The sequence below is a fragment of the Hymenobacter radiodurans genome, assembly GCF_004355185.1.
In the GTDB taxonomy this organism is placed as follows: Bacteria; Bacteroidota; Bacteroidia; order Cytophagales; family Hymenobacteraceae; genus Hymenobacter; species Hymenobacter radiodurans.
Map to the genome: position 1 here is coordinate 2853098 of NZ_CP037922.1, position 23331 is coordinate 2876428.

General features: G+C 49.9%; 16 protein-coding genes and 3 tRNA genes. 8 read left to right on the plus strand and 11 right to left on the minus strand.

Annotated features, from left to right (window positions below):
- Positions 1-44 precede the first annotated feature (44 nt).
- Together EPD59_RS13330 and EPD59_RS13340 are read right to left on the minus strand one after the other, a co-directional pair.
- The gene (locus EPD59_RS13330) at positions 45-3668 is read right to left on the minus strand and encodes a HAMP domain-containing protein (protein WP_205703401.1); all 3624 of its coding nucleotides are present in this window, start codon (positions 3666-3668) and stop codon (positions 45-47) included.
- A 17-nt stretch (positions 3669-3685) separates the two neighbouring features.
- Positions 3686-4405 carry a HAMP domain-containing protein gene (locus EPD59_RS13340; RefSeq protein ID WP_205703402.1) on the minus strand — a complete coding sequence of 240 codons (720 nt, stop codon included), beginning with the start codon at positions 4403-4405 and terminating at the stop codon, positions 3686-3688.
- A gap of 350 nt (positions 4406-4755) precedes the next feature.
- Here EPD59_RS13340 and topA point away from each other — a divergent pair, with 350 nt between their 5' ends.
- Positions 4756-7218, plus strand: a complete 2463-nt coding sequence (topA, locus tag EPD59_RS13345) for a type I DNA topoisomerase (protein ID WP_133273220.1) — start codon at positions 4756-4758, stop codon at positions 7216-7218.
- A gap of 72 nt (positions 7219-7290) precedes the next feature.
- On the opposite strand, the gene EPD59_RS13350 is transcribed toward topA, so the two are convergent.
- Together EPD59_RS13350 and EPD59_RS13355 are read right to left on the minus strand one after the other, a co-directional pair.
- Complete coding sequence (locus EPD59_RS13350; protein WP_133273221.1) at positions 7291-7785, minus strand: PAS domain-containing protein; 495 nt, start codon at positions 7783-7785, stop codon at positions 7291-7293.
- 26 nt (positions 7786-7811) lie between these two features.
- Entirely contained in the window at positions 7812-8171 is a 360-nt protein-coding gene (locus tag EPD59_RS13355; protein ID WP_133273222.1) for a hypothetical protein, read from the minus strand.
- A 430-nt stretch (positions 8172-8601) separates the two neighbouring features.
- Between EPD59_RS13355 and EPD59_RS13360 the strand changes: the two genes are divergently transcribed.
- Positions 8602-9294, plus strand: a complete 693-nt coding sequence (locus tag EPD59_RS13360; protein ID WP_133273223.1) for an SIR2 family NAD-dependent protein deacylase — start codon at positions 8602-8604, stop codon at positions 9292-9294.
- A 142-nt stretch (positions 9295-9436) separates the two neighbouring features.
- Positions 9437-10468 carry a Ppx/GppA phosphatase family protein gene (locus EPD59_RS13365; protein WP_240731401.1) on the plus strand — a complete coding sequence of 344 codons (1032 nt, stop codon included), beginning with the start codon at positions 9437-9439 and terminating at the stop codon, positions 10466-10468.
- Between the two features lie 60 nt (positions 10469-10528).
- Here the strand turns inward: EPD59_RS13365 and ppk1 are convergent, their stop codons facing one another.
- The gene (ppk1, locus tag EPD59_RS13370) at positions 10529-12823 is read right to left on the minus strand and encodes a polyphosphate kinase 1 (protein WP_133273224.1); all 2295 of its coding nucleotides are present in this window, start codon (positions 12821-12823) and stop codon (positions 10529-10531) included.
- 186 nt (positions 12824-13009) lie between these two features.
- Complete coding sequence (gene gyrB, locus EPD59_RS13375) at positions 13010-14992, minus strand: DNA topoisomerase (ATP-hydrolyzing) subunit B (protein WP_133273225.1); 1983 nt, start codon at positions 14990-14992, stop codon at positions 13010-13012.
- Positions 14993-15372: 380 nt separating this feature from the next.
- On the opposite strand from gyrB, the gene EPD59_RS13380 reads away from it, so the two are divergent.
- On the plus strand, positions 15373-15645 hold the full coding sequence (locus tag EPD59_RS13380) for a hypothetical protein (RefSeq protein WP_133273226.1): 273 nt from the start codon (positions 15373-15375) through the stop codon (positions 15643-15645).
- A gap of 126 nt (positions 15646-15771) precedes the next feature.
- On the opposite strand, the gene EPD59_RS13385 is transcribed toward EPD59_RS13380, so the two are convergent.
- On the minus strand, positions 15772-16848 hold the full coding sequence (locus EPD59_RS13385) for a T9SS type A sorting domain-containing protein (RefSeq protein WP_133273227.1): 1077 nt from the start codon (positions 16846-16848) through the stop codon (positions 15772-15774).
- A gap of 38 nt (positions 16849-16886) precedes the next feature.
- Positions 16887-17654, minus strand: coding sequence for a hypothetical protein (locus EPD59_RS13390; RefSeq protein WP_133273228.1), 768 nt, complete (start codon positions 17652-17654; stop codon positions 16887-16889).
- Positions 17655-18104: 450 nt separating this feature from the next.
- Between EPD59_RS13390 and EPD59_RS13395 the strand changes: the two genes are divergently transcribed.
- The gene (locus EPD59_RS13395; RefSeq protein ID WP_133273229.1) at positions 18105-19310 is read left to right on the plus strand and encodes an acyltransferase family protein; all 1206 of its coding nucleotides are present in this window, start codon (positions 18105-18107) and stop codon (positions 19308-19310) included.
- Positions 19311-19429: 119 nt separating this feature from the next.
- On the opposite strand, the gene EPD59_RS13400 is transcribed toward EPD59_RS13395, so the two are convergent.
- The 3 genes from EPD59_RS13400 to EPD59_RS13410 all read right to left on the minus strand — a co-directional run bounded on the left by EPD59_RS13400 (position 19430) and on the right by EPD59_RS13410 (position 19813).
- Positions 19430-19503, minus strand: a tRNA-Arg gene (locus EPD59_RS13400).
- Between the two features lie 60 nt (positions 19504-19563).
- Positions 19564-19637, minus strand: a tRNA-Pro gene (locus tag EPD59_RS13405).
- A gap of 88 nt (positions 19638-19725) precedes the next feature.
- Positions 19726-19813, minus strand: a tRNA-Ser gene (locus tag EPD59_RS13410).
- A gap of 389 nt (positions 19814-20202) precedes the next feature.
- Between EPD59_RS13410 and EPD59_RS13415 the strand changes: the two genes are divergently transcribed.
- The 3 genes from EPD59_RS13415 to EPD59_RS13425 all read left to right on the plus strand — a co-directional run bounded on the left by EPD59_RS13415 (position 20203) and on the right by EPD59_RS13425 (position 23295).
- Complete coding sequence (locus tag EPD59_RS13415; RefSeq protein WP_165963588.1) at positions 20203-21006, plus strand: VWA domain-containing protein; 804 nt, start codon at positions 20203-20205, stop codon at positions 21004-21006.
- A gap of 5 nt (positions 21007-21011) precedes the next feature.
- A complete protein-coding gene (locus EPD59_RS13420; RefSeq protein WP_133273231.1) occupies positions 21012-21992 on the plus strand; it encodes a hypothetical protein in 981 nt (326 codons plus the stop codon).
- Positions 21993-22113: 121 nt separating this feature from the next.
- Positions 22114-23295: an acetyl-CoA C-acyltransferase gene (locus tag EPD59_RS13425; protein WP_133273232.1), complete on the plus strand. Its 1182-nt coding sequence runs from the start codon at positions 22114-22116 to the stop codon at positions 23293-23295.
- The last annotated feature ends 36 nt before the right edge of the window (positions 23296-23331 follow it).

Here is a 23331-nt window from a genome sequence, read left to right on the forward strand (position 1 = left end):
CCTGTTACTGATAGGAGCAAGCCTGAAAATAGACCTGAGAGGAATTATTTGGCTTTCGCTTTAGTCCGGGCTTTGGGAGCTTTTTTGTCGGCTCCATTTGAGGACTGCGTCTCCGCTGGCTTTCCATTTACCGGAGCCGGACGCCGCGCCACCGCTTTTTCAGTAGCAGGAGCTTCTGATGATTTGCCCCCCCGCGCGGGTCTAGCTGGCGGAGTAGTCGTTGTCGATGCTTGGGTAACATCATTACGCCGAACAGGCCGCTCTCTTTGAGGGGTTGGCTTGGGCGCAACAGCGTGTCCATTGCGAGGCTGTGTCATCTGAGTTAAGCGCTGGCTCCTCCGACGTGGCTCTGGCTCTGGCTCCGGTTCCATATACTCCATCAACTGGAATGCTGACAGACCCACTTGTAGGTCGTCCGCGATATCAGTCAGCTTCTGGCTGGAGGCCGTCAATTCTTGCATAGAAGTAGACAGCTGCTTGGCAGTGCCTGCCACTTGCTGTGTACCCGATGCAGTCTGCTCAGCAATGGCTACAACTTCCTCTACATACTTTACCACGTCACCGATACTGATTTTCTGCACTTCAGTAGCCGTGAGAATGTCGCGGGAAGTACGGAGCGTTTCGCCGCTGCTCGTTGCAATGTTTTTGAAGGCAGAGCTGGCTTCAAAGGTCGCGTTTTTACCCTTTAACACTCGGCCTTCCATGGTTGAGATAGCCGTTGCAGCTGAGCTAGTATCCTTGCGTACGTCGTCAACTAGTGTAGCAATCTCACTTGCTGATTTGCGCGAGCCTTCCGCTAGCTTACGAATTTCTTCGGCTACCACCGCAAAGCCTCGACCAGCCTCGCCAGCACGGGCTGCCTCAATAGCAGCATTCAAAGCCAGCAGGTTGGTTTGGGAGGCAATATCTGTAATTACCCCCAGCGACTTACTGATTTCCTGGCTTCGCGTACTTAGTACTTCAATGGTTTTGGATGTCTGGGCTGCAGCATTGGAAATCTCTTCCATGTTCTTTACCACCTCAGCTACCGTCTTCAGACCAAGCTGCGAGGTTTGCTCACCTAGTATAGCGGCTTTGTTCACTACATCAGCTTTACCAGCTGTTTCCTTCGTGGCCTGCATGATTTCCTCAATCAGCTTAAAGGCCTGATCGGTTTTCAAAGCTTGGTTCTGAGCGCCTTCAGCCATTTGCTGCATAGCCAGAGCCACATCAACCGTTACGCGGCTCATCTCCTGGCCCTTACCGGCTATTTCCTCCGATGAAGTTCCCACTACCTGCGACGAATCATTGATTTCGCCCAACAGCTCGTTAAGGTTTTCCACGGCAAGGTTCAACGCATTTGACATAGCCATGATGTCGCCAGCCGTGGGTACTTCTACACGCTGGGTGAGGTCACCTTCCGAAATGGCTCGCACTACCCGGCTCACTTCCAAAACCGGCGATGCAATTGATTCGAGCAGTTCGTTGAGTGTGTCAACCAATTCTTTCCAAGAGCCGCTTACACCGCCGACTGTAGCGCGCTCGGTTAGTTTACCTTCTACACCCGCCACCTTGGCCACACGGCTAACTTCCACCGCCAAGCGGTTCAAGTCGTCCACCATGCGGTTAATGGTATCAGCTAGTTCGGCAACTTCACCTTTCGCATCCAAAGTCAGCTTTTGGGTCAAGTCACCCTGCGAAACAGCTGTTACTACTTTTACCAGTCCTCGTACCTGTGTGGTCAGGTTTGAGGCCATTGTATTCACATTGTCAGTCAAATCCTTCCATACTCCACTCACGCTCGGCACATTGGCTTGACCACCAAGTTTACCTTCGGTACCTACTTCCTGCGCCACGCGGGTTACTTCGCCCGCGAAGATGTTCAGCGAATCCACCATGCGATTAATGTTGTCCTTCAAGTCCAACAGCTCGCCCTTCACGTCTACTGATACTTTCTGGCTCAAGTCACCTTTGGCCACCGCAATAGCTACGTTGGCAATGTCCCGCACCTGACTGGTCAAGTTCGAAGCCATGGTATTCACGTTGTCCGTCAACGCTTTCCAGGTTCCACTCACACTCGGCACATTAGCTTGGCCGCCGAGCTTGCCTTCTGTACCTACATCAAGAGCCACGCGGGTCACTTCCCCAGCAAATAGGTTAAGCGAGTCCACCATCTGGTTTAGGTTCTGCTTAAGTTGCAGCAGCTCCCCTTTTACATCCACCGTGATCTTCTGGCTCAAGTCGCCGCGGGCTACGGCCGTGGCCACGTTGGCAATGTCGCGCACCTGACTGGTCAGGTTCGAAGCCATGGTATTTACATTGTCGGTCAGGTCCTTCCAAGTACCACTCACACTCGGCACATTAGCTTGACCACCCAGAATACCCTCGGTGCCTACCTCACGAGCCACACGCGTTACCTCGCCCGCGAAGATGTTCAGCGAGTCCACCATGCGGTTGATGTTGTCCTTCAAGTCCAACAGCTCGCCTTTTACATCAACTACAATTTTCTGAGTCAAGTCACCTTTCGCTACCGCGGTGGCTACGTTGGCAATATCACGCACCTGGAGGGTCAGGTTGGCGGCCATCGTATTCACGTTGTCCGTCAGTTCTTTCCAAGTACCGCCTACACGTGGCACATTGGCCTGACCACCGAGTTTACCCTCCGTACCTACCTCACGAGCCACGCGGGTTACTTCATCACCGAAGATGTTTAGGGAGTCCACCATCTGGTTCAGAATATTCTTCAACTCCAGAATTTCGCCCTTCACATTTACCGTCATCTTCTGGCTCAAGTCGCCGCGGGCCACCGCGGTAGCGACGTTAGCAATGTCCCGCACTTGACTGGTCAAGTTCGAGGCCATGTAGTTTACGTTGTCCGTTAGCTCCTTCCAAACTCCAGCCACGTTAGGCACTGAGGCCTGGCCGCCAAGTTTGCCTTCCGTGCCCACTTCCAATGCTACACGCGTCACCTCCCCAGCAAACAGGTTAAGTGAGTCCACCATCTGGTTCAAATTCTGCTTGAGTTGCAGCAGCTCGCCCTTCACATCCACCGTGATTTTCTGACTCAAGTCGCCGCGTGCTACGGCGGTAGCGACGTTAGCAATGTCCCGCACTTGACTGGTCAAGTTCGAGGCCATGTAGTTTACGTTGTCCGTTAGCTCCTTCCAAACTCCAGCCACGTTAGGCACTGAGGCCTGGCCGCCGAGTTTGCCTTCCGTGCCTACTTCCTGTGCTACACGCGTCACCTCCCCAGCAAACAGGTTAAGTGAGTCCACCATCTGGTTCAAATTCTGCTTGAGTTGCAGCAGCTCGCCCTTCACATCCACCGTGATTTTCTGGCTCAAATCACCTTTGGCTACGGCCGTAGCGACGTTGGCAATATCGCGCACCTGACTAGTCAGGTTTGAGGCCATATTGTTTACGTTGTCGGTGAGGTCTTTCCACACACCGCTAACATTAGGCACGGCTGCTTGGCCGCCGAGTTTACCCTCCGTGCCTACGTCAAGAGCCACGCGGGTTACTTCGCCGGCGAACAAGTTAAGCGAGTCCACCATCTGATTCAAGTTCTGCTTGAGTTGCAGCAGCTCGCCCTTCACATCCACCGTGATTTTTTGAGTTAGGTCTCCTTTGGCTACCGCGGTAGCGACGTTGGCGATGTCTCGAACTTGACTAGTCAAGTTCGAGGCCATGTAGTTCACGTTGTCCGTTAGCTCCTTCCAAATGCCCCCACGTTGGGCACGGAGGCTTGGCCGCCGAGTTTACCCTCCGTACCTACTTCCTGCGCCACGCGCGTTACTTCACCGGCGAACAGGTTCAGGTTGTCGATGGTCTTGTTAATAGTTTCGGCCATCACTTTGAAGTCGCCCGAAACAGGAATCTGGAAGGTCTCGTCCAGGTTGCCCTTGGAGATATTCTTCAGTACTTTACCTACTTCTAATACCGGAACGGCGATGCTATCCATCAAGCCGTTGATATTATTAATCATGTCGCGCCAGAAACCGGAGGCATTCTCACCCGAGGCACGGGCTTTCAGATTGCCCTCCACCCCAGCAACTTTCGAGATGCGCGATACTTCCCCCCCCACACCACCAATCATCTCTACCATCGAGTTGTAGGCCTCAGCGATGTCAGCAAAGATGTCGTCGTTCTGTTTGGTCAGGCGCACCGATACGTCACCTTTTTTAAAGGCATCAAGCGCATATAGAACACGCGTAAGCTGTTCGTTTACGTAGCCATCATCCTGCGTATTATCGATGCTGCGAGTGCTAACCCGTCTGCGCGTCAGGGTGTCACCAGTTGGTGCTTCTTTCCGCTGTGACTGGGTATTATCGGCTGCAGCAACGGCTGCATTTGTGGATTCCGAAGCCAATGCCGATGAACTAGTAACCGGACGGGTGGTGGTTTTGGTAGTCTTACCTGAAGCCATACAAAATGTAGATTGCGAAGCGTGCTAAAAAGGCACTGCTGAAACAAACCGGGGGGTGAACCGGTAGCCAGACTTACAAAGGTAATAAACTACCGGCTTCCGCAGCAATGGAAATAAGCCATCATATAGGATTCGTTCAACCGGCGTCGAGTGAACTACTTACCAATAATATTTGCTCTTATACAGCTTAACTAGGCTAGCATTTAGGCTGGAGGCTGCAAGGATAATTAAGATGGTATAGGTGAGTGGCCGGATTATTCCATCATCTTTGCGGCAAAATTCAACTTTTGCTCCTCTTAGGTCGTTTCTTAGTTGATACCCACCTGTATTTCGTTGCCAATCCCCTTTATATGATCAAAAATTTAGTCATAGTTGAGTCACCGGCCAAAGCCAAGACTATCGAAGGATACTTGGGCAAGGACTTTATTGTCAAGTCCAGCTTTGGTCATGTACGCGATTTACCAAAGGATAACAACGCTATTGATATTGCTAATGGCTTTAAGCCAACCTATGTAGTTTCGGCCGATAAGCGCGAGATAATTGCTCAGCTGAAAAAGCTGGCGAAAGAGGCAGAAGTTGTTTGGTTAGCGAGTGACGATGACCGTGAGGGCGAAGCCATCAGCTGGCACCTTGCCGAAACACTGAATCTGAACGACGCCAAAACGCGCCGTATTGTATTCCGTGAAATCACAAAAAACGCTATTCTCAATGCTATTGCCTCGCCCCGGGAGATTGACCTGAATTTAGTAAACGCCCAGCAGGCCCGCCGTGTCCTCGACCGTTTGGTTGGTTTTGAGTTGTCGCCGGTGCTGTGGAAGAAAGTTAAAACGGGTTTATCTGCCGGCCGCGTACAGTCTGTGGCTGTTCGCTTGGTTGTAGAGCGGGAGCGGGAAATCAATCAATTTAAAACGTCTTCTGCTTACCGCGTTACGGCGCGCTTTGATGCGGGCCGAGGGGCAATTTTAGAGGCTGAATTACCAACGCGCTTTAAAACTGAAGCTGAAGCACAGGATTTCCTGGCTCGCTGTGTGGGGGCCATTTACCAGATTGAAAACTTAGAAAAGAAACCGGGCAAACGCTCTCCAGCGCCGCCTTTTACTACTTCCACGCTTCAACAGGAAGCCTCGCGCAAGCTGGGCTTCTCCGTGGCTCAAACCATGAGTGTAGCCCAGAAGCTGTACGAAGCTGGTAAGATCAGCTACATGCGTACTGACTCGGTAAACCTGTCGCAGGATGCGCTGGCAGCCGCGCACACAGAAATCAGCCGGGCTTATGGTGAGGAATATGCTCATAAGCGCCAGTTCAAAACGAAGTCTGCCTCGGCGCAGGAGGCTCACGAAGCTATCCGTCCTACTGATTTTGCCTTAGTAAAAACAGGTTCAGACTCTCAAGAGCAGCGTCTTTACGATTTGATTCGTAAGCGGGCACTGGCTTCGCAGATGGCCGATGCAACAGTGGAGCGCACCGTAGCTACTATTGGCATCAGCACGCAGCCAGGCACCACACTTACGGCTACTGGTGAAGTAATAACCTTCGAGGGCTTTCTGAAAGTATACAGTGAGTCGAAGGACGACGAGGAAGAAGATGGTGATTCTACCTTCTCTCGTGGTTTGCCGCCTCTGACGGTTGGACAGCAGTTACCCTTGCAATTGTTGCGTGCCACGGAGCGCTATGCTCAACCGCCTGCTCGCTACACAGAAGCATCGCTGGTAAAGAAGTTGGAGGAAATGGGCATTGGTCGACCTTCTACTTATGCGCCTACTATCAGCACCATTCAGAAGCGGGGCTACGTTGAAAAAGATACCCGCGAAGGCAAAGAGCGCAAGTTTCGAGTGCTTACGCTGGAAGGCGAGCAGGTGAAGACGGAGGTTAAAACGGAAACGTACGGGGCTGAAAAAGCAAAGATGTTTCCGACTGACACCGCCATGGTGGTTAATGACTTCTTAGTTGAGCACTTCCCTATTATTATCGACTACCAGTTTACGGCGAAAGTTGAGGGCGAATTTGACCTTATTGCTAATGGTCAGGAGAAATGGGGCGACATGCTCTCCAACTTCTATGGGGCTTTCCACGAGACTATTGAGCGTGGTCAGGATATTGAGCGCAGCACGCTGGGCTCAAACCGCGAGATTGGCACTCACCCCGACACTGGGCAGAAGTTAACAGCCCGTTTGGGTCGTTATGGCCCCTATGTGCAAATTGAGCCAAAGGAGGGTTCCGAGGAGAAGGCCGTGTACGCAAGTCTTCGCAAAGGCCAGTTTATCGAGAATATTACGCTGGAAGAGGCGCTCGATCTATTCAAGCTACCGCGCATAGTGGGGCAGTTTGAGGAGAAAGATATGACGGCTTCTCTCGGTCGTTTCGGTCCTTATATTCGTCACGACGGCAAGTTTTACTCGCTCACCAAGGAGCAAGATCCGCATACCATTACGGCTTCGGAAGCTATTGAACTTATTGAAGCCAAGCGCAAATCAGACGCGGAGCGTTTGATTAAAAATTTTCCAGAGCGCGAGGATGTGCAGGTGCTGAATGGCCGCTTCGGTCCGTATATCGTGGTGGGCAAGAAAAACGTGAAAATCCCTAAGGGTGAAGAGCCCTTGGACCTGACGCTGGAGCGATGCCTGGAATTGGCCGAGCTAACACCTGATAAGCCCGCTAAAGGCGGCCGTTTTGCCAAAAAGACGCCTGAGAAAACCGTGGATGAGCCGGCTATTGCAAAGAAAAAGCCAGCTACGAAGAAGCCTGCAGCGAAAAAGGCGGCAACCACTAAGAAGGCTGCTCCCGCAAAGGAGGCAACAGCCAAAGCAAAATAGTAAATCATTTTAATGCATAAAAAAGCCCCCAGGAAGAATCTGGGGGCTTTTTTGTATCAACTGTGCTGGCAGTTATTCGCCTAAACGCTGACGTAGGCTTTGTACTTCACGCTCCAGTTCTAAGTTGCGAAAGGTGACCTTCATTTCCAGATCGGCATAAGAGCGCTCTAACTGCTGCTGAAGCTGCTTTTGCTCATGAATATCGGTGCAGGTACCAAACCATTGCTCAATCTTACCTTGCTCATCGAAACGCGGCAAGGCCTGGCCCAAAAACCAGCGATATGAGCCATCCTTGGAGATAAAACGGTACTCAATTTCGTAAAACTCGCCGCTGGCTAATGATTGGCTCCACCGGTCGCGCGCACGTTGGCGGTCATCGGGATGCAACAGGTTGTTCCACATTTCGCTGCCCTGGCTTTGCTCCACAGTATAGCCCGTGTAGTCGATCCAGCGCTGATTAAAGTATGTGTGGTAGCCGTCAGGGTCCGTAATCCAGACAAGCTGGGGAATGAGCTCGGCCAGAAAGCGAAATTGCTGCGCGTTAAATTCAGTATCAACAGATGACATAATGGAGGAAATAACGAAAAGCGAAATCAGGGCCGGGCAAGCTGCATTTCCATGCCCGACTGAAAATAAAGACTAAGCTGACTCTGGGCGCCATCGGTAGAGCGGCGCAGACGAGTAACTAACGCACGGGTTTCTTCCCGCGCCAACTGCAGTTGCAAGTAAGGGCGACTCAGCAAACTATCACGCTCCACGGTCCACCGACCATTATCCTGCTGCGTCGGAGCTTCTACATGCAGCAAGCCAGGCTGCAGTTGCAGGTGCGTTGCTTGAGCCAAGGTAGAGCTAGGGTCATTTTGATTCAGCACCCGATCGGCTACCCGCCAGTTGCCGGTGAGGTAGTCGTCGGGCAAGTGCTGGAGGTTAATATCAAACAAAAGGTCGATCATAAAGAGGCAATGCAGATCGGAGAAGCAGCAAATTTACCTAATGCTGTTGTAACCCCAACAGAGATTGATTAGATAATGAGTGTCCTCTGAACAGCAAGATGGAATATACTGTAAAGTGCAAACTCACTACGGTCCAGTTTAATTTCAATTGTATGCTTATTTCTACTAATGGCATCAGCATACTATAGCTTCAAAAAACCTCTAACCCATGTTTCGCACGAACTTTTACTTCTGATACATAGCGACATACAGACTAGCAGGTGTTAAATAAGGCATAAAAATTATATAAATATTTATAAAAACATAGTTACATTCATTCTTCAAAGAGACAATTGCCAAAGCTTTCATACGTAGACGCGGACAGCTGGCCGTTTTTAATGGTTATCCGTATGCAGGGATGCGTTTCTAACACGACAAACCGGCTTCAAACGTGTCGAAAAAAATAGTAGTATTAACTGGCGCTGGTATCAGTGCCGAGAGTGGCTTGGCTACCTTCCGCGGCGCTGATGGCCTTTGGGAAGGTCATCGAATTGAAGATGTTGCTTCCCCTGAAGGTTGGGCACGCAACCCCGAGCTGGTACTTGACTTCTATAATCAGCGGCGTAGTGCCGCCCGAAACGCCCAGCCTAATCCCGGCCATTTTGCCTTGGTAGCGCTGGAAAAAGGTTATGAAGTAGTCATCGTAACCCAAAACGTAGATGACTTGCACGAGCGCGCAGGCAGCAGCCGGGTTATTCACTTGCACGGACAGCTGTTTGAGTCACGCAGCACGCGCCATGAAGAGCTTGTGTACCCCATGACCAGTGACCGTATTGAGCTAGGTGAATTGTGTGAAAAAGGCTACCAGCTACGGCCTAATATCGTGTGGTTTGGGGAGGCCGTGCCGTTGATGGAGCGTGCGATTGAGGAAGCTGCTACCGCCGATATATTTATGGTGGTCGGCACCTCGTTGCAGGTATATCCGGCGGCCGGGCTCCTGCAATTTGCCCCCCAGCATTGCCCCATCATCGTAATTGATCCGCATCAGCCGCCATTGATGGGCCGACGCAACGTACGCTTTGTTACGGAGCCCGCAAGCACAGGGGTTCCTCGAGTGGCCACAGAACTACTATCGGAGTACTAAGTACTAACGTGGGTGATGCGTATACTAGCTTCACCTCAGGAAAGCTGCATCGGCTTGCTTCTAAGTAGACTTTTAGACTACTACGCAAGGCTCAAAGGCAATTTTCCCTCCTTTTAAGCCTACTTTCGGCAAAGGTTTATCTTTGGATTCCATTTCCTCTTTCACCACACAGACTTTTCTGATGGAGTATCCCCTACTGAAGCTAGCTGCCATTGATATCGGATCGAATGCTGTACGGTGCCAAATTTCGGCTGTGCTGGTTTATGGGGGGCGTTTTCGGTTGAAGCGGGTGGAGTACGTTCGTTACCCTATGCGCTTGGGTGAAGATGTTTTTGCCACCGGCGACATCTCACCTGCCAAGGCCGATAAGTTCGTTAAGTTTCTGCACTCCCTGAAGCTGTTGATGGAAGTGCACGAAGTAGCACACCACTTAGTTTGCGCCACTTCCGCCATGCGCACCGCCAAAAATGCGCCGGCGTTGGTTGAGCGGGTACGCAAAGAGCTAGGTTTGACCATCGAAGTAATTGATGGTCAGGACGAAGCCATGTACATCAATAGCGTGATTGAACATGTGCTAGAGGATAATAAACACTATTTGCACATTGACGTAGGCGGAGGAAGTACGGAATTCAACATCTATCACAACCGCCATAAAGTGGCTACGCAGTCGTTTGAAGTTGGCTCTATTCGGCGCATGCAACAGGAAGAATCGGGCCTCAACACGGATGCCCTCAACGGCACTTGGAAACGGATGGAGAAATGGGTGACAGAAAACGCCCGTCGTTACCATGTGACGCGGGCAATTGGTACCGGTGGCAACATCAACAAGCTTTATAGCTTAGCCAAAACCCAAACCACGCTCGATAAGCCGATAACCCGCAAGCGCATCGCTTCACTACTGGATAACCTAACGAAGATGACGATGGATGAGCGGGTGAATGTGGCCATGCTCAACCCCGACCGCGCCGACGTTATTGTGCCGGCGGGTCAAATCTATCTTTCCGCCATGGAGTGGGCAAATATTAACAATATGCACGTGCCCGATATCGGCTTGAAGGACGGAATGCTGCAGACGCTATTTGAACGTCATTTTGAAGACTTCCGCCCGCCGAATGACCATTCCAGCATTCCACCTCATCCCGATGTTCAGAACTCACACAGCGGCGCTGAGTAGGTTAATAAAAAAAGCCCCCAGATCGGATCTGGGGGGCTTTTTTTGGGCAAGCAGCGGTAGTTATACATCTTGAGGAGCTTCCCCGCTAGGTAATTCCTCTTCAATCTCTGAGTTTAAAGTCGCCAATTCAGCTTCCATTTCGGCGTCCTCTATATCAGCGTCTGATGGAAAATCAGGGGCAGTTAACGGTGGCCCTTCATTTGAAGCCGCATTATCTGTTTGCACATCCGCGCGCGTGAGCCATTCCTCATACAAGGAGTTTTCGGACACAGCCGCGTAATGGCGGTGATAAAACTCCTTGTGCACGTTGAAAATAGGCTCCTCCGGGCTTGGGTTACGACGTACGTACGCCCCATCCTCGCGCATCAGGTACGTATTCTGATTGTCTTTAAGATTGAAATACAGGATGTTGATGGCCTCGCGCTTCAGAGCTGGATTTACAATTAGGAATAAAGCTTCAATCCGACGATCAAAGGAGCGCACCATCAAATCTGCGGAGCCAGCATACACTTTTGGCTGGCCGCCGTGGTGAAAGTAAAACAAGCGCGAATGCTCGAGGTAGTCGCCTACGATGCTGCGCACCTCAATATTTTCGCTTAGGCCCGGCCGGCCCGGCCGTAGGCAGCAAATGCCCCGTACAATAAAGCGAATGGGTACACCCGCCTTGCTGGCCCGATAAAACTCATCAATCATTTCCTTGTCCTCCAAGGAGTTCATCTTCATCACAATACCACTGGGCAGTCCTTTTTTCGCGTTTCGGACCTCCTCGCGAATTAGATGTATGAGTTGCTGACGCATATCTTTCGGCGCCGTAATCAGGTACTCGTAGTCGTCGGGCTGGGAATGGCCCGTAATTACGTTGAAGAATTCTGACACGTCGTGGCCATACACATCGTTGGTCGTCAGCAAGCTAACGTCGGTGTAAATGCGTGAGGTCTGCTCGTTGTAATTGCCAGAGCCTAAGTGCACGTAACGCGTCACCTTCTCCCCTTCTTTACGGATAATCATGAGCATCTTAGTGTGCGTCTTGTACTTGCTCACCCCATAGATGACAAAGCAGCCTGCTTTCTCCAGTTTGGCCCCCTCCCGAATATTGCGCTCCTCATCAAAGCGCGCTTTCACTTCAAATAACACAGATACGTGCTTGCCGTTTTCGGCCGCTTTCAGCAGCGCCGCTGTCACCCGTGAATCGTCGGCTAATCGGTAAATGGTTTGCTTGATGCCTAGCACATGCGGATCCTCGGCAGCCCGCTCCAAGAGACGCACAACCGGATCGATGCTGTTGTAGGGGTGATGCAGAAGTACATCATGATGCTTGAGGTACTCAAACATGTTGTCTTCAGCACCCTCAGGTAAGCTTAGCGGCGGTACAGGGGATGGTTGACGGGCTGCTTTTCCCCGAAAGTTGGGGTGCTTAATAACTTGCAGCAGCCCTTTCATATCAATCATGGAGTTGATAACGAACACATTGCCATTATCAATTTTCCAGCGCTCCTTCAGAACAGTCATTAAAACTGGTGACGCATCCTTCTCCACTTCCAGACGCACCACGCGACCTTTCTTCCGAGTTTTTAAACCAACCTGAATTTCTTTGATAAAATCTACGTCGATGTCGTCTGATTCTTCTAGCGTAAAATCGCCGTTACGGGTGATACGAAACAGGTTGGCCGACTCTATCTCGACGTTGCGAAACAGCTTAGGCAAGTTAGCCCGCACGATTTCTTCGATAGGCACAAAAATCACCTTGTCTTTGCGCGTCAGCTCAAAAAAGCGAGACAGATTCTGCGGAATCTGTACAAAGGTGAGGCGTTCCTGCCCCTTCTCTCCTTCTGCTTCCGTGCGTGTTACCACCCCCAGAATTAGCATCTGATTCATCATTAGGGGGAAGCCATGGTAGGAATCATACACCATCGGCGTCAGCAGCGGGAACAGCGTGTTTTTGAAGTAGCCATCCGCCTTCTTCAACTCCAGCTCCGTCAGCTCATCCATCCGCAGAATGTTGAAGCCGTTTTTCTCAAACTGTGGCTTCAGCTCATTCAGGTACGTGAGGGATTGGTCGTTTACAAAACGGTGCGCAAAATCCAATAGCTTACGCCGAAACGGCATTTCCCGCAGCCCCGAATAGTCGATACGCTCCTTACCGTAGTCGATATAGTTATAGAGCGAACCAAGCCGAATCATGAAAAACTCGTCGAGATTGGAGCAGGTAATACTCATGAATCGCAGCCGATCAAACAAGGTGCGCGACGGATCTTTGGCTTGGTCGAGGACGCGATAATTAAAGCGCAGCCAGCTTAAGTCGCGGCTGATATACTTGCTTTTGCGGATAAGGTCAGCTGATTTGAAGAGTTTCATAGCGAAGAATAAGGCGCAAGTGGCAAGTTACAGCGCCACACTTGTCATTCCGAACAGAGAAAGGAATCTATCCTAGTTGTTACTAAAAGATAACTCCAAAATCTGGATCATGGTATGCCTTGGTTGATGTAGTTATAAACAAAAAAGCCCCCAGCGTGCTGGGGGGCTTTTTTTCTACTATTGCCTCTATACGTCCAGCTTGGCGTACTTGGCGTTTTTCTCGATGAACTCACGGCGCGGCGCTACTTCGTCGCCCATGAGCATAGAGAACAAATGGTCAGCTTCAGCAGCCGATTCTACGTCTACACGCTTCAACGAACGGGTATCGGGCTGCATCGTGGTGGTCCAGAGCTGCTCGGCGTTCATTTCTCCCAGACCTTTGTAGCGCTGCACGTTCACCGTTTCGGGCTTACCGCGGCCTAGCTCATCCTGAGCGGTTTGGCGCTCCTGTTCGGTCCAGCAATACCGCTCTTCCTTACCACGCTTCACCAGATACAGCGGTGGCAGCGCAATATAGATGTAGCCATTGTCAACCAGTGGCTTCATGTAGCGGAAGAAGAACGTCAGAATCAGGGTCCGAATGTGCGAACCGTCAATATCAGCATCGGTCATGATGATGATTTTGTGGTAACGCAGCTTCGTGATGTTCAGACCTTTAGGATCCGCTTCAATGCCAGCCTCTACATCGGCAGGCGTGCCAAACGACACACCCAACGCGGTAATCATGTTCTTGATTTCCTCGTTTTCGTAGATGCGGTGCTCCTGCGCTTTCTCCACGTTCAGGATCTTACCCCGTAGTGGCAGAATAGCTTGGAAAGCCCGGTTGCGTCCCTGCTTAGCGGTACCGCCAGCCGAGTCGCCTTCGACCAGATATAACTCGCAGATTTCAGGGTTCGACTCGGAACAGTCGGCCAGCTTACCCGGCAAAGAGTTGGAGCCCAGTACCGTCTTGCGTTGCACCATCTCACGGGCCTTACGAGCCGCAATACGGGCGCGAGCCGCTAGAATCACCTTCTCAACGATGATGCGAGCCTCTTTGGGATTCTCCTCCAAGTATTGGTTCAGGATTTCGCCTACGGCCTGGTTTACAGCGCCACTTACGTCGGAGTTACCTAGCTTAGTCTTGGTCTGGCCTTCAAACTGGGGCTCCTGCACCTTTACCGAAATAACGGCGGTCAGGCCTTCGCGGAAGTCGTCGCCTTGAATCTCCACCTTCGCTTTTTCCAGCATACCCGACTTATCGGCGTAAGCTTTCAGTGTACGCGTCAGGGCTGAGCGGAAGCCAGCAACGTGCGTACCACCTTCGATGGTGTTAATGTTGTTGACGTAGCTAAAAATGTGCTCCTGATAGGAGTCATTGTATTGCAAAGCTACTTCTACCGGCGTGCCACCTTTTTCACTAATTACGTGAATAGGCTTCGGCATCAGCACCGTACGACCCGCATCAAGGTAGCCAACAAACTCACTCAGACCACCCTCTGAGTAAAACTCCTCGTAAAGGAATTTGCCGTCTACGTCGTTGTCGCGGCGGTCAGTGAGAGTGATACGAATGCCTTTATTTAGGTAAGCCAGTTCGCGCAGACGAGTAGCAATGGTTTCGTACTTGTATACCGACTCCGAGAAGATGGTATCATCAGGCAGAAATTCTACCTGCGTACCGTGTTCTTCGGTATCGCCAATTTGCTTTACCGGATACTGCGGGACCCCGATTTTATACTCCTGTTCGTAGAGGTGACCGTTGCGACGCACGGTTACTTTCAGGTCTTTGCTCAGTGCATTTACGCAACTCACGCCTACACCGTGCAAACCGCCAGAAACCTTATAGGAATCCTTGTCAAATTTGCCCCCCGCGTGAAGCACGGTCATCACGACCTCCAAAGCCGACCGACCTTCTTTTTGGTGGAAGTCGACAGGGATGCCACGACCATTATCGCGGACGGTAACTGAGTTATTTTCGTTGATGGTAACTTCTATTCGGTCGCAGTGGCCTGCCAGGGCTTCATCGATAGAGTTATCGACTACTTCCCACACCAAATGGTGTAAGCCTTTAACCCCAGTATCACCAATGTACATCGATGGCCGCTTGCGTACGGCTTCCAGTCCTTCCAGTACTTGAATACTATCCGCAGAGTACTCAGCGGGGACTCTTTTCTCTTTCGTTTCGCTCATGGAATGCGGGTAAATTCAGCGTCAGTGTTAATAGGCAAAGATACCATTTTTAATCGGTTTTTGCCAGCCACGACCGGATTTTGCCCCCCATACTCGTGCTACTAAAAGACGCATTTTTCTACCATCAGATTGTCCACCGCACCTCCCTTTTTATGTGCACAAACTTACCAGCGCTATTTCGTCTGCCAAGCTGTTTGAGTTCATTTCAGTTAGCCCGATATAGCTAGTACGCACAGGCTAAAATGTCTCTATAGCTACTCCGTACTACCGCAGTAGAATCAACTCAATGATATGTTGAAGAAACGATACTGAGGCAAAAACTCAAGGTGCGGAACTACTAGCTTCTCGGACTAGTTCTGAAACCTTCTACCTTTGCTTGTATGTCACACGAAGTTGCCAATATCACCTTAGCTGAAGCTACTCGTCACGCGCCCTATATTGAGTACGCTCGCTGTCTGAATGCCGAGGATCGTCCTTTTAATCATATTGGCGACTGGCCAGAGCAAGGACAATTCTATCCCGTGCGCGTCGTCGATTCTCATTTGGAAGGCATTCCATTAGTGCACGTGTTAGGCTTCCAAGCCGAAGCGCCATACTTTAACGCCTTTGCTCCACATCGCTTCGAGTTATTATATACTGTTTGGTTGAACTAGGCAATCCGTTTTCAACGCAAAATCATAGAAAAGCTCCCCAGTAATATACTGGGGAGCTTTTCTATGATTGATGACACTCTAAGAATATATACTGCCCTCGGGTTTGGGATATTAGCGCTCTACTTATTAGTTAGCAACGATTATAGATTGAGACGAGCTAAGCGTTCCGCTTTCTACGCGTAGTAGATAGCGTCCGGCGGTCAAGCCAATCAATGAGAAGGCAGCATCTTTTGTATCCTGACGCCCAAAATTTTGAGTACGACACAGTCTTCCCTGCATATCGTACAGCTTTGCATCAACGGCCTTATTTTGAATAATGTCGGCAGCGAATGAGATATATACCTTCTCGGTTGCTTGTGTAGGATAAGCTGTGAACCATGATTTCAAAGCCTTCGTCGAGCCTGATTGAGAAGACAAAACCAGATTTTTATTTTCAGATGCGCCAATATTACCTGTAGTTCCTAATGGAGCAGTAGGGTTGCCAAAATAGTCGCGTGAGCCTGTAGCTAAGCCAAACTCGCTACGAAGGTTCAGCCCCGCGCCGAGCAGGCTCGACGAAGGAAGTAAGGTGTATTCAACCTCAGCGTATTTAGCCGTAGTGAAGGTGCGTTGCGCGACCACTGGATTTACGCCTGACTGTATAAGCTCTGGGTTAGCGATAATGCCGCAGGCTTTTGCGCCTATTTGCTCCTGCCCTGCCGCGGCCCTCCAAGCAGCAAGTGTGGTAAAGCGCGTGCCACCCCACCACATAGTCACTTCTGCATCATCTGTCCAGTAGCAGTTCCCTTGAAATCTTACATCATTTGTTGCGGCTCCATCAATACTCATAATAGATAAACCACCTGTAGTATGCAAAACGTTGTTTTGCAAAGTGATATCGCTGACGCCCCCACTCATTACATACACAGCTTTGGGCCTAGAGCCATTAGCAGGCGGCGATAGAAAAATGGTATTGTTGTATATGGAAGCGCGTTGGATACCACCATTGTCTCCTGAAGACCACAGCTGAATAGAGCCCTGATTATTGTGCTGAGCATCATTAACGCTGATGTTGTAGCGAATTGTTACGTCCGTAAGAGGTGAAGCACCAGGAAATTGGGCAATCAAGTAACCCGGACCGTCATTGTCGTGCGAATAATTGTATTGCAGCACTGAATTAGTGCAGCCTCCATCCAAATCAAACCCACCACCATCGTGTGCCATGCCAGTGCGATTATGGTGCGACTCGCATTCTTGAATTATCAGGTTGTTACAGCTCCAACCCCAGATACCCACTGGCCCCCATTCGCATATGAGTTGAGCCACCCATTATTATAAGCTTCACAGTGCTCAATTAAAGCGCCATCGATACCTCCCAGAACGATACCGTTGCCAGTGTGATGCGAAGTAATATCTTGCCGACCAGAGTTATCATATGCTTTACAGTTAGCTATATACCAATCCGCATGGGCAGCCAAATCTTCAGCATAGGAAGAAATACCGGCGCTCCCATTAGCGTGGGCTTTAGAATTGGTTATTCTTACATTCTTATAACCGCTGCCTCCATTCCAACTACCAATCGAGATACCCGTTGACTGATAACCGCTGACATCGAGACTATCAATCCTAATGTGGTTTAGCTTAGTGTTGGTTGAGTCAAGGTAAAATATGACTCCTGAATCCTTATTTATCAAACGCCCCGCACCTACAAAATTCAAGCGGCGCAACTCAATTCCTGCCATATTATAGCCGTAAAAGCCGTACGAGTTTCCACTTTCTACGGTGGCAGTACCACGACCATAAGAGCTGATAATTATTGGCTTGTGGTCTGTACCTTGACTATTTCCCCTCAACCAGATGCTTCCTTTAAATATCTCACCACCAGCGAATAAAATACGATCACCTGGTTTGTACGTTTCTAAGTTTACCCTCTCAATAGATTTCCACGCATCTTTTGCAGACAAACCGGAATTATTATCGCTTCCCGTTGCATTTACATAATAGGTGCTCGCTATTACAGGAGAACACATCAAGAGAAGTATGAACTGAAGAAGGGTAGCGGTTAGTCTCATCTTGCTTTTTTTAAAGCTAATAAGCAAACCATATACCGGTTAGTCTATATCAATATGAATATTTGATAAGCTTTTTTGATATTTTGGAGCATTTTCACTTGTTTAAATGATATTTCATACCCAAAAATGTTAAAGTATAATTGTCGAATTAAGACAGTTATAGTTCAATTAGCCGTAGTATGACTTCATATTGACTTTACGAGATATATTATGCTATAAATGCATTATTCACTTTGACCAATAGACATAAGAGGAGTTAAAACTTAAGATAGTTATTTTATAATTTATTAAAGATGCATTCTGACCCCGAAGGGTTGTTAAGCTGTTGTTGTAAGTATCTTTTAGCGCTAACTATATTCAGTAAGTTTGTAACAGCACAACTATGAAAAAGGCAGATAATATTTTAGCATGGCTGAGCAATCACAAGAGCGCATAATTACAGCAAATTCCTATTTTCCTGCTCTAACAGGGGTCCGTGCAGTTGGCGCCTATATGGTATTCGTTTATCACATAGTGAATAGCGATCCAGTAAGCTTTCTCTCAGGGAAATCGTTAGGAATAGAATGGCTTACCCGGCTTAGTTTAGAAGCCCACATAGGAGTTACTATTTTTTTTGTTCTCAGTGGTTTTCTGATTACAGCCCGGTACGCAAATGGGCTTAGTTTTACTAAATCCTGGTTTAGGCGCTATATACAAAACCGCTTCGCTCGCATTTACCCTATTTACTTTATATTAACGGTATTTACTTTTTTTATAATGACTCATAAGTATAGCAATAATTGGTATGAGTGGGGAGCTTCGTTTACACCTTTAGATAAAGTAGTAACTATTATCCTCAATGCCACCATTACTCGCGCTTACTTCTCTAATTTTGTATTTATAGGTATACCAACTGCATGGACTTTAACCGTAGAGGAAACATTTTATCTGAGCGCGCCATTTTTACTTTTGGGTGTACGGCAGAATGCTAAAGCACTTTACTTATATCCATTAATTCTACTAACCACTGGATTGTTTTTAGTATCTTTTTGTTCTCGCTATTTACCGTACTACGGTCTAATGGCGGGCATTGACTTTATGCTGGGAGCAACCTTTTTTGGGCGTTGTATTGAATTTTTGATGGGTATGGGCCTTGCGCTGTGGATGAATAAACGAGTAGAGGATAAAGACAAACATTCCTTCACACATGCAACTGTGTATGGTGTAACTGGTATTATCACTGGAGCATTGCTGTTAGCGCTAATTCAGTACTTTATCGAAAAGGACACTCCAGCTAATTCATATATGGTATTTATTGTTAATACTGTTCTATTACCAATTCCGATCGTTTTATTATTCTGGGGACTCATCCGGGAGCGCACTTGGTTACAATCGATTTTACAATCACGGCTGCTTATCCTATTAGGGAAAAGCTCCTATATATTTTATTTAATCCATTTGGGAGCAATAGACTTTGTATTCACTCATTATGTGAGCGATCATTGGTTGGCACGTTTGGTAGCGTATACTTTACTTTCAATTACACTATACCACTTAATCGAGAAGCCAATGCAAAAACTTTTGCGAGCCAAGCCTCTGGAAATTAAGAAGCAAACTTCCACTGCAGTAGTTTGAAGTGCATTCTTCAAAACAAAGTCGAGGTAGTGCTGACATCAGCTGAGCAATCGTATTTCAGCTTAAGATTTAAAACCAAAAGCCCCCTGGTATATATACCAGGGGGCTTTTGGTTAGTGTACCCCGTAAGAGATTCGAACTCCTGACCTACTGCTTAGAAGGCAGCCGCTCTATCCAACTGAGCTAACGAGGCAAAATAAACTCATAAAAAAGGCCTTTTGCGAAATGCAAAAGGCCTTTTTTGGGAAAATCGTCGGGGTGGCAGGATTCGAACCTGCGGCCTCCTGCTCCCAAAGCAGGCGCGATACCGGGCTACGCTACACCCCGAAAAGAGAATGAGGAATAAGAACTGAGAGTGAAGAATCTGTTTGCAATTCCTCATTGCTCATTCTGTATTCCCCATGGAAAAGGAACGCGGAGAGAGGGGGATTCGAACCCCCGGTAGCCTTTAGAGCTACGGCAGTTTAGCAAACTACTGGTTTCAGCCACTCACCCATCTCTCCAAAACAGGTCTCTTCCGGTCGAAGAGTGCGCAAATATACAACTAGAAGCGAAAAATCAGCCTTCTCCAAAAAAAATATCTTCCTTTACGCATCCTACTATATCAGTTTTTACCTGGCAATCGGCGGTTATATTTGTCGCAGTAGCCTGAGTCAGTGCATAGTTGGGCAGCCAGAACACTCCATTCCAATACCTGCTGCATTCCTCGAAGTTTTTTATGAATTGGGCATATCCCCTATCGTGGCTTGAGTTGACTTGCCTTGGTATCTTCTTGATCCTCTATATAGGCTATGCGTTACGCACGAGGCGCTTGGCGGCCCCCTTGGGTCAGCGGGGCTGGCACTTGGGCTGGAAACTACTTTTGCGAACAGCTTACTTTGGGCTGTTTATAATGGCTTTGCTTGGCCCGGCTTACGGCGTTACACAACAGCCCGTACGTACAGCAGGCAAAGATGTATGGCTGCTCGTGGATCTGTCGCGCTCCATGGATGCAACTGATGTAATACCGTCTCGCCTGCAAAAAGCAAAATTGGAGCTTTCGCAACTGATTAACCGCTTTCAGGCTGATCGAATTGGGTTGCTGGTTTTTGCGGCTGATGCCTTTGTGCAATGTCCGCTGACCTATGACCAAAGTGCGCTCCGCTTATTTATTTCAACGCTGCAAACCAACTTAGTACCCGTGGGCAGTACTGACTTTGTGCCACCGCTAGAATTAATTCTTGCCCGTATGGAAGCAACCAGCCGGCCGGCTGGTTCGGTGGCGCGCGCAACTGCGGTAGTTGTTATAAGTGATGGCGAAGACTTTGGGGAGAACATCGAGCCTACTCTCCGCCTGTTGGCTCGCTCGGGGGTACGCCTGTTTACGGTGGGCGTTGGCACCTTGGAAGGTGCCCGCATTCCACGCCTCAGTGGTGGTGGCTTCATCCGCGATAACAAAGGCCGTGAAGCCGTTACGCGGCTAATGCCTACTACACTACGGCGCCTCTCCCAGCAAACTGGGGGGCAATATTTTGAACTGACTGATCAGCGCAATGAATTTCCCCAGTTAGTTAATGCTCTGAATAGGCTTGAGGGCCAAGCTGAGCAGGTGCGTACCGTGGCCGTGGCCGACAACCGCTACCGGCTGCCGCTACTATTAGCATTAGTACTGCTGACGCTGGATATCATCTTTACTGTTCGCGTAATACGGCCATGAAAAATGTGCTGCTCCTTGTTTTACTGCTGATCGGAGGGTGGGGAGGATTCACCCGCATCCGTGACCGGAATGTAGCCGTGCAGGAAGGAGCTACCGCGTATGCACGCCAGAATTTTGCCGGTGCTGCGCGGGCTTACCAACGGGCCGTGGAAGAATTGGGAACCAAGGATGAAGCAGTAATCCTGAATCTGGCTCATGCTTCTACCCGAATTGGTCGCGAGGCCGCAGCCAGATCATACTACAGCCGTTTGGTTACCAGCAAAACACCTGCTTTACGCAGCGTGGCGCAACAACAGCTGGCTGTGCTGGCTGTGCAAAGAGGTGAATTTGCCCAAGCCGTAACGTTATTGCGACAGTCGTTATTGGCTGATGCTACCAATGCCGAGGCACGCTATAACTACGAAGTGCTGCGCGATTATCTGGCGCGGCGGCCTGATACCCCGCGCATTCCCGAACCATCTCCCAACAACGCTTCCAACCCGAAACCCAAGGAAACAGCGCCAAAGCAGGCAGCCAATCAACCCCGTACGAAGGCCGGCAACGACCGCAAAGGACAGCTTGATGAGCCAAATTTGCCCCCCGATCCGCGAAATTCACCTCAGGACCAAACAGACAAGTCGGGGCAATCCAATAACAATCGGCCGGGAGCTAACCCTGGTAGCCCGGCCCGTGGCGGCTTTCAGCCTGGTGCGGGGGCCGAGCGAAACATAGCCAGCGGCTCAGAACCAGGCAGTGTGCGCGGCCTCAGTGACGAGCCCGGAGGTGCCGAAGCTGCCAGCGGCCGCAGCAAGCGAGCAGGGACCGAAGCAGCGAACCTCGACGAAACCCAACTCCAGACGCAACGGGCACGCTTGCAGCAGATGCAGCTTAGCACGGGCCGCGCCCGCCAAATTCTAGAGTCGTTGGGTGCCGCAGAACAGCAGTACCTGCAACAGCTGCCACGACGGGCGGTTCGTAAGCCGGCCAGCGACAAGCCAGCTTGGTAAGGGCAGCAAAAACGCTGGCAATACACCTCCAGAAAGCGGACGCTACTCGGGTTCTTCGTACTTTTGCGGACCGAAGTCTCGGCTTCGTTTTTCTGATCCACTCCCACTTCCACCCATTTTTATGCAAGTCAAAGAAGTAGTTATTGTTGCCGCCGTGCGTACGCCAATTGGCAGTTTTGGCGGTAGCCTCGCCTCGCTTTCAGCCACCGATTTGGGCGGTATTGCCCTGAAAGGTGCTTTAGAGAAAGCTGGTGTTGATCCGAAGGAAGTACAGCAAGTAATTATGGGCAACGTGATTTCGGCAAACCTAGGCCAAGCACCTGCTCGCCAGGCCGCCAAAAAAGCTGGCTTGCCTGATACTGTAGAATGTACCACCGTTAATAAAGTATGTGCCTCGGGCACCAAGGCCATCATGTTTGCGGCGCAGGCCATTATGCTGGGACAAGCCGACGTAATTTTGGCCGGCGGTATGGAAAGCATGTCTAATGTGCCGTATTATCTCGACAAAGCTCGTTTTGGCGCTAAGTATGGTCATTCGCAGATGATCGACGGCCTGATGAAGGACGGGTTGTGGGACCCCTACAACGACTACGCCATGGGCAACGCGGCGGAGCATACAGCGAAAGAAATGGGCTTTACCCGCGAGCAGCAGGATGCGTTTGCCATTGAAAGCTACACCCGTAGCGCAAACGCAGCCAAAGCCGGTAAAAAGAAGGACGAAATCATTCCTATTACCATCGAGAATCGTGGCAAAACTACCGTTATCGAAGATGATGAGGAATATCTGAAGGTCGATTTCGCCAAAGTAGCCGGTTTGAAGCCTGCATTTACAAAAGACGGCACCGTAACGGCTGCCAACGCTTCTACCCTGAACGATGGCGCCGCTGCGGTCCTCCTTATGAGCCGCGAAAAGGCCGATGAATTGGGCATCAAGCCGTTGGCTCTCATCCGGGGCTTCGCTGATGCTGAGCAGGCACCAGAGTGGTTCACGACTTCTCCTTCCTTGGCTATTCCGAAGGCCTTGAAGCACGCGGGGGTAAATGCCAGCGAGGTGGATTTCTACGAAATTAACGAGGCATTCTCTGTCGTATCGTTGGCTAATAACAAGCTGCTCAACCTGGAAGGCACGAAGGTGAACGTGTACGGCGGCGCCGTATCGCTGGGCCACCCGCTGGGTGCTTCTGGTGCGCGCATTGTGACGACGCTGCTGAACGTGATGCAAAACGAAGGCGGAAAAATCGGCGTGACCGGCATCTGCAACGGTGGCGGTGGCGCTAGCAGCATTGTGCTGGAAAAACTGTAGAGCTAGCTTATTTAAAGCAAAAAAGCCCCCAACGGT

Bases quoted from the DNA above. Each gene is read 5' to 3' on its own strand.
- EPD59_RS13330 (WP_205703401.1), bottom strand. From the start codon at position 3,668: ATGGCCTCGAACTTGACTAGTCAAGTTCGAGACATCGCCAACGTCGCT.
- EPD59_RS13340 (WP_205703402.1), bottom strand. From the start codon at position 4,405: ATGGCTTCAGGTAAGACTACCAAAACCACCACCCGTCCGGTTACTAGT.
- topA (WP_133273220.1), top strand. From the start codon at position 4,756: ATGATCAAAAATTTAGTCATAGTTGAGTCACCGGCCAAAGCCAAGACT.
- EPD59_RS13350 (WP_133273221.1), bottom strand. From the start codon at position 7,785: ATGTCATCTGTTGATACTGAATTTAACGCGCAGCAATTTCGCTTTCTG.
- EPD59_RS13355 (WP_133273222.1), bottom strand. From the start codon at position 8,171: ATGATCGACCTTTTGTTTGATATTAACCTCCAGCACTTGCCCGACGAC.
- ppk1 (WP_133273224.1), bottom strand. From the start codon at position 12,823: ATGAAACTCTTCAAATCAGCTGACCTTATCCGCAAAAGCAAGTATATC.
- gyrB (WP_133273225.1), bottom strand. From the start codon at position 14,992: ATGAGCGAAACGAAAGAGAAAAGAGTCCCCGCTGAGTACTCTGCGGAT.
- EPD59_RS13380 (WP_133273226.1), top strand. From the start codon at position 15,373: ATGTCACACGAAGTTGCCAATATCACCTTAGCTGAAGCTACTCGTCAC.
- EPD59_RS13385 (WP_133273227.1), bottom strand. From the start codon at position 16,848: ATGGCACACGATGGTGGTGGGTTTGATTTGGATGGAGGCTGCACTAAT.
- EPD59_RS13390 (WP_133273228.1), bottom strand. From the start codon at position 17,654: ATGTGTTCTCCTGTAATAGCGAGCACCTATTATGTAAATGCAACGGGA.
- EPD59_RS13395 (WP_133273229.1), top strand. From the start codon at position 18,105: ATGGCTGAGCAATCACAAGAGCGCATAATTACAGCAAATTCCTATTTT.
- EPD59_RS13415 (WP_165963588.1), top strand. From the start codon at position 20,203: ATGGCTTTGCTTGGCCCGGCTTACGGCGTTACACAACAGCCCGTACGT.
- EPD59_RS13425 (WP_133273232.1), top strand. From the start codon at position 22,114: ATGCAAGTCAAAGAAGTAGTTATTGTTGCCGCCGTGCGTACGCCAATT.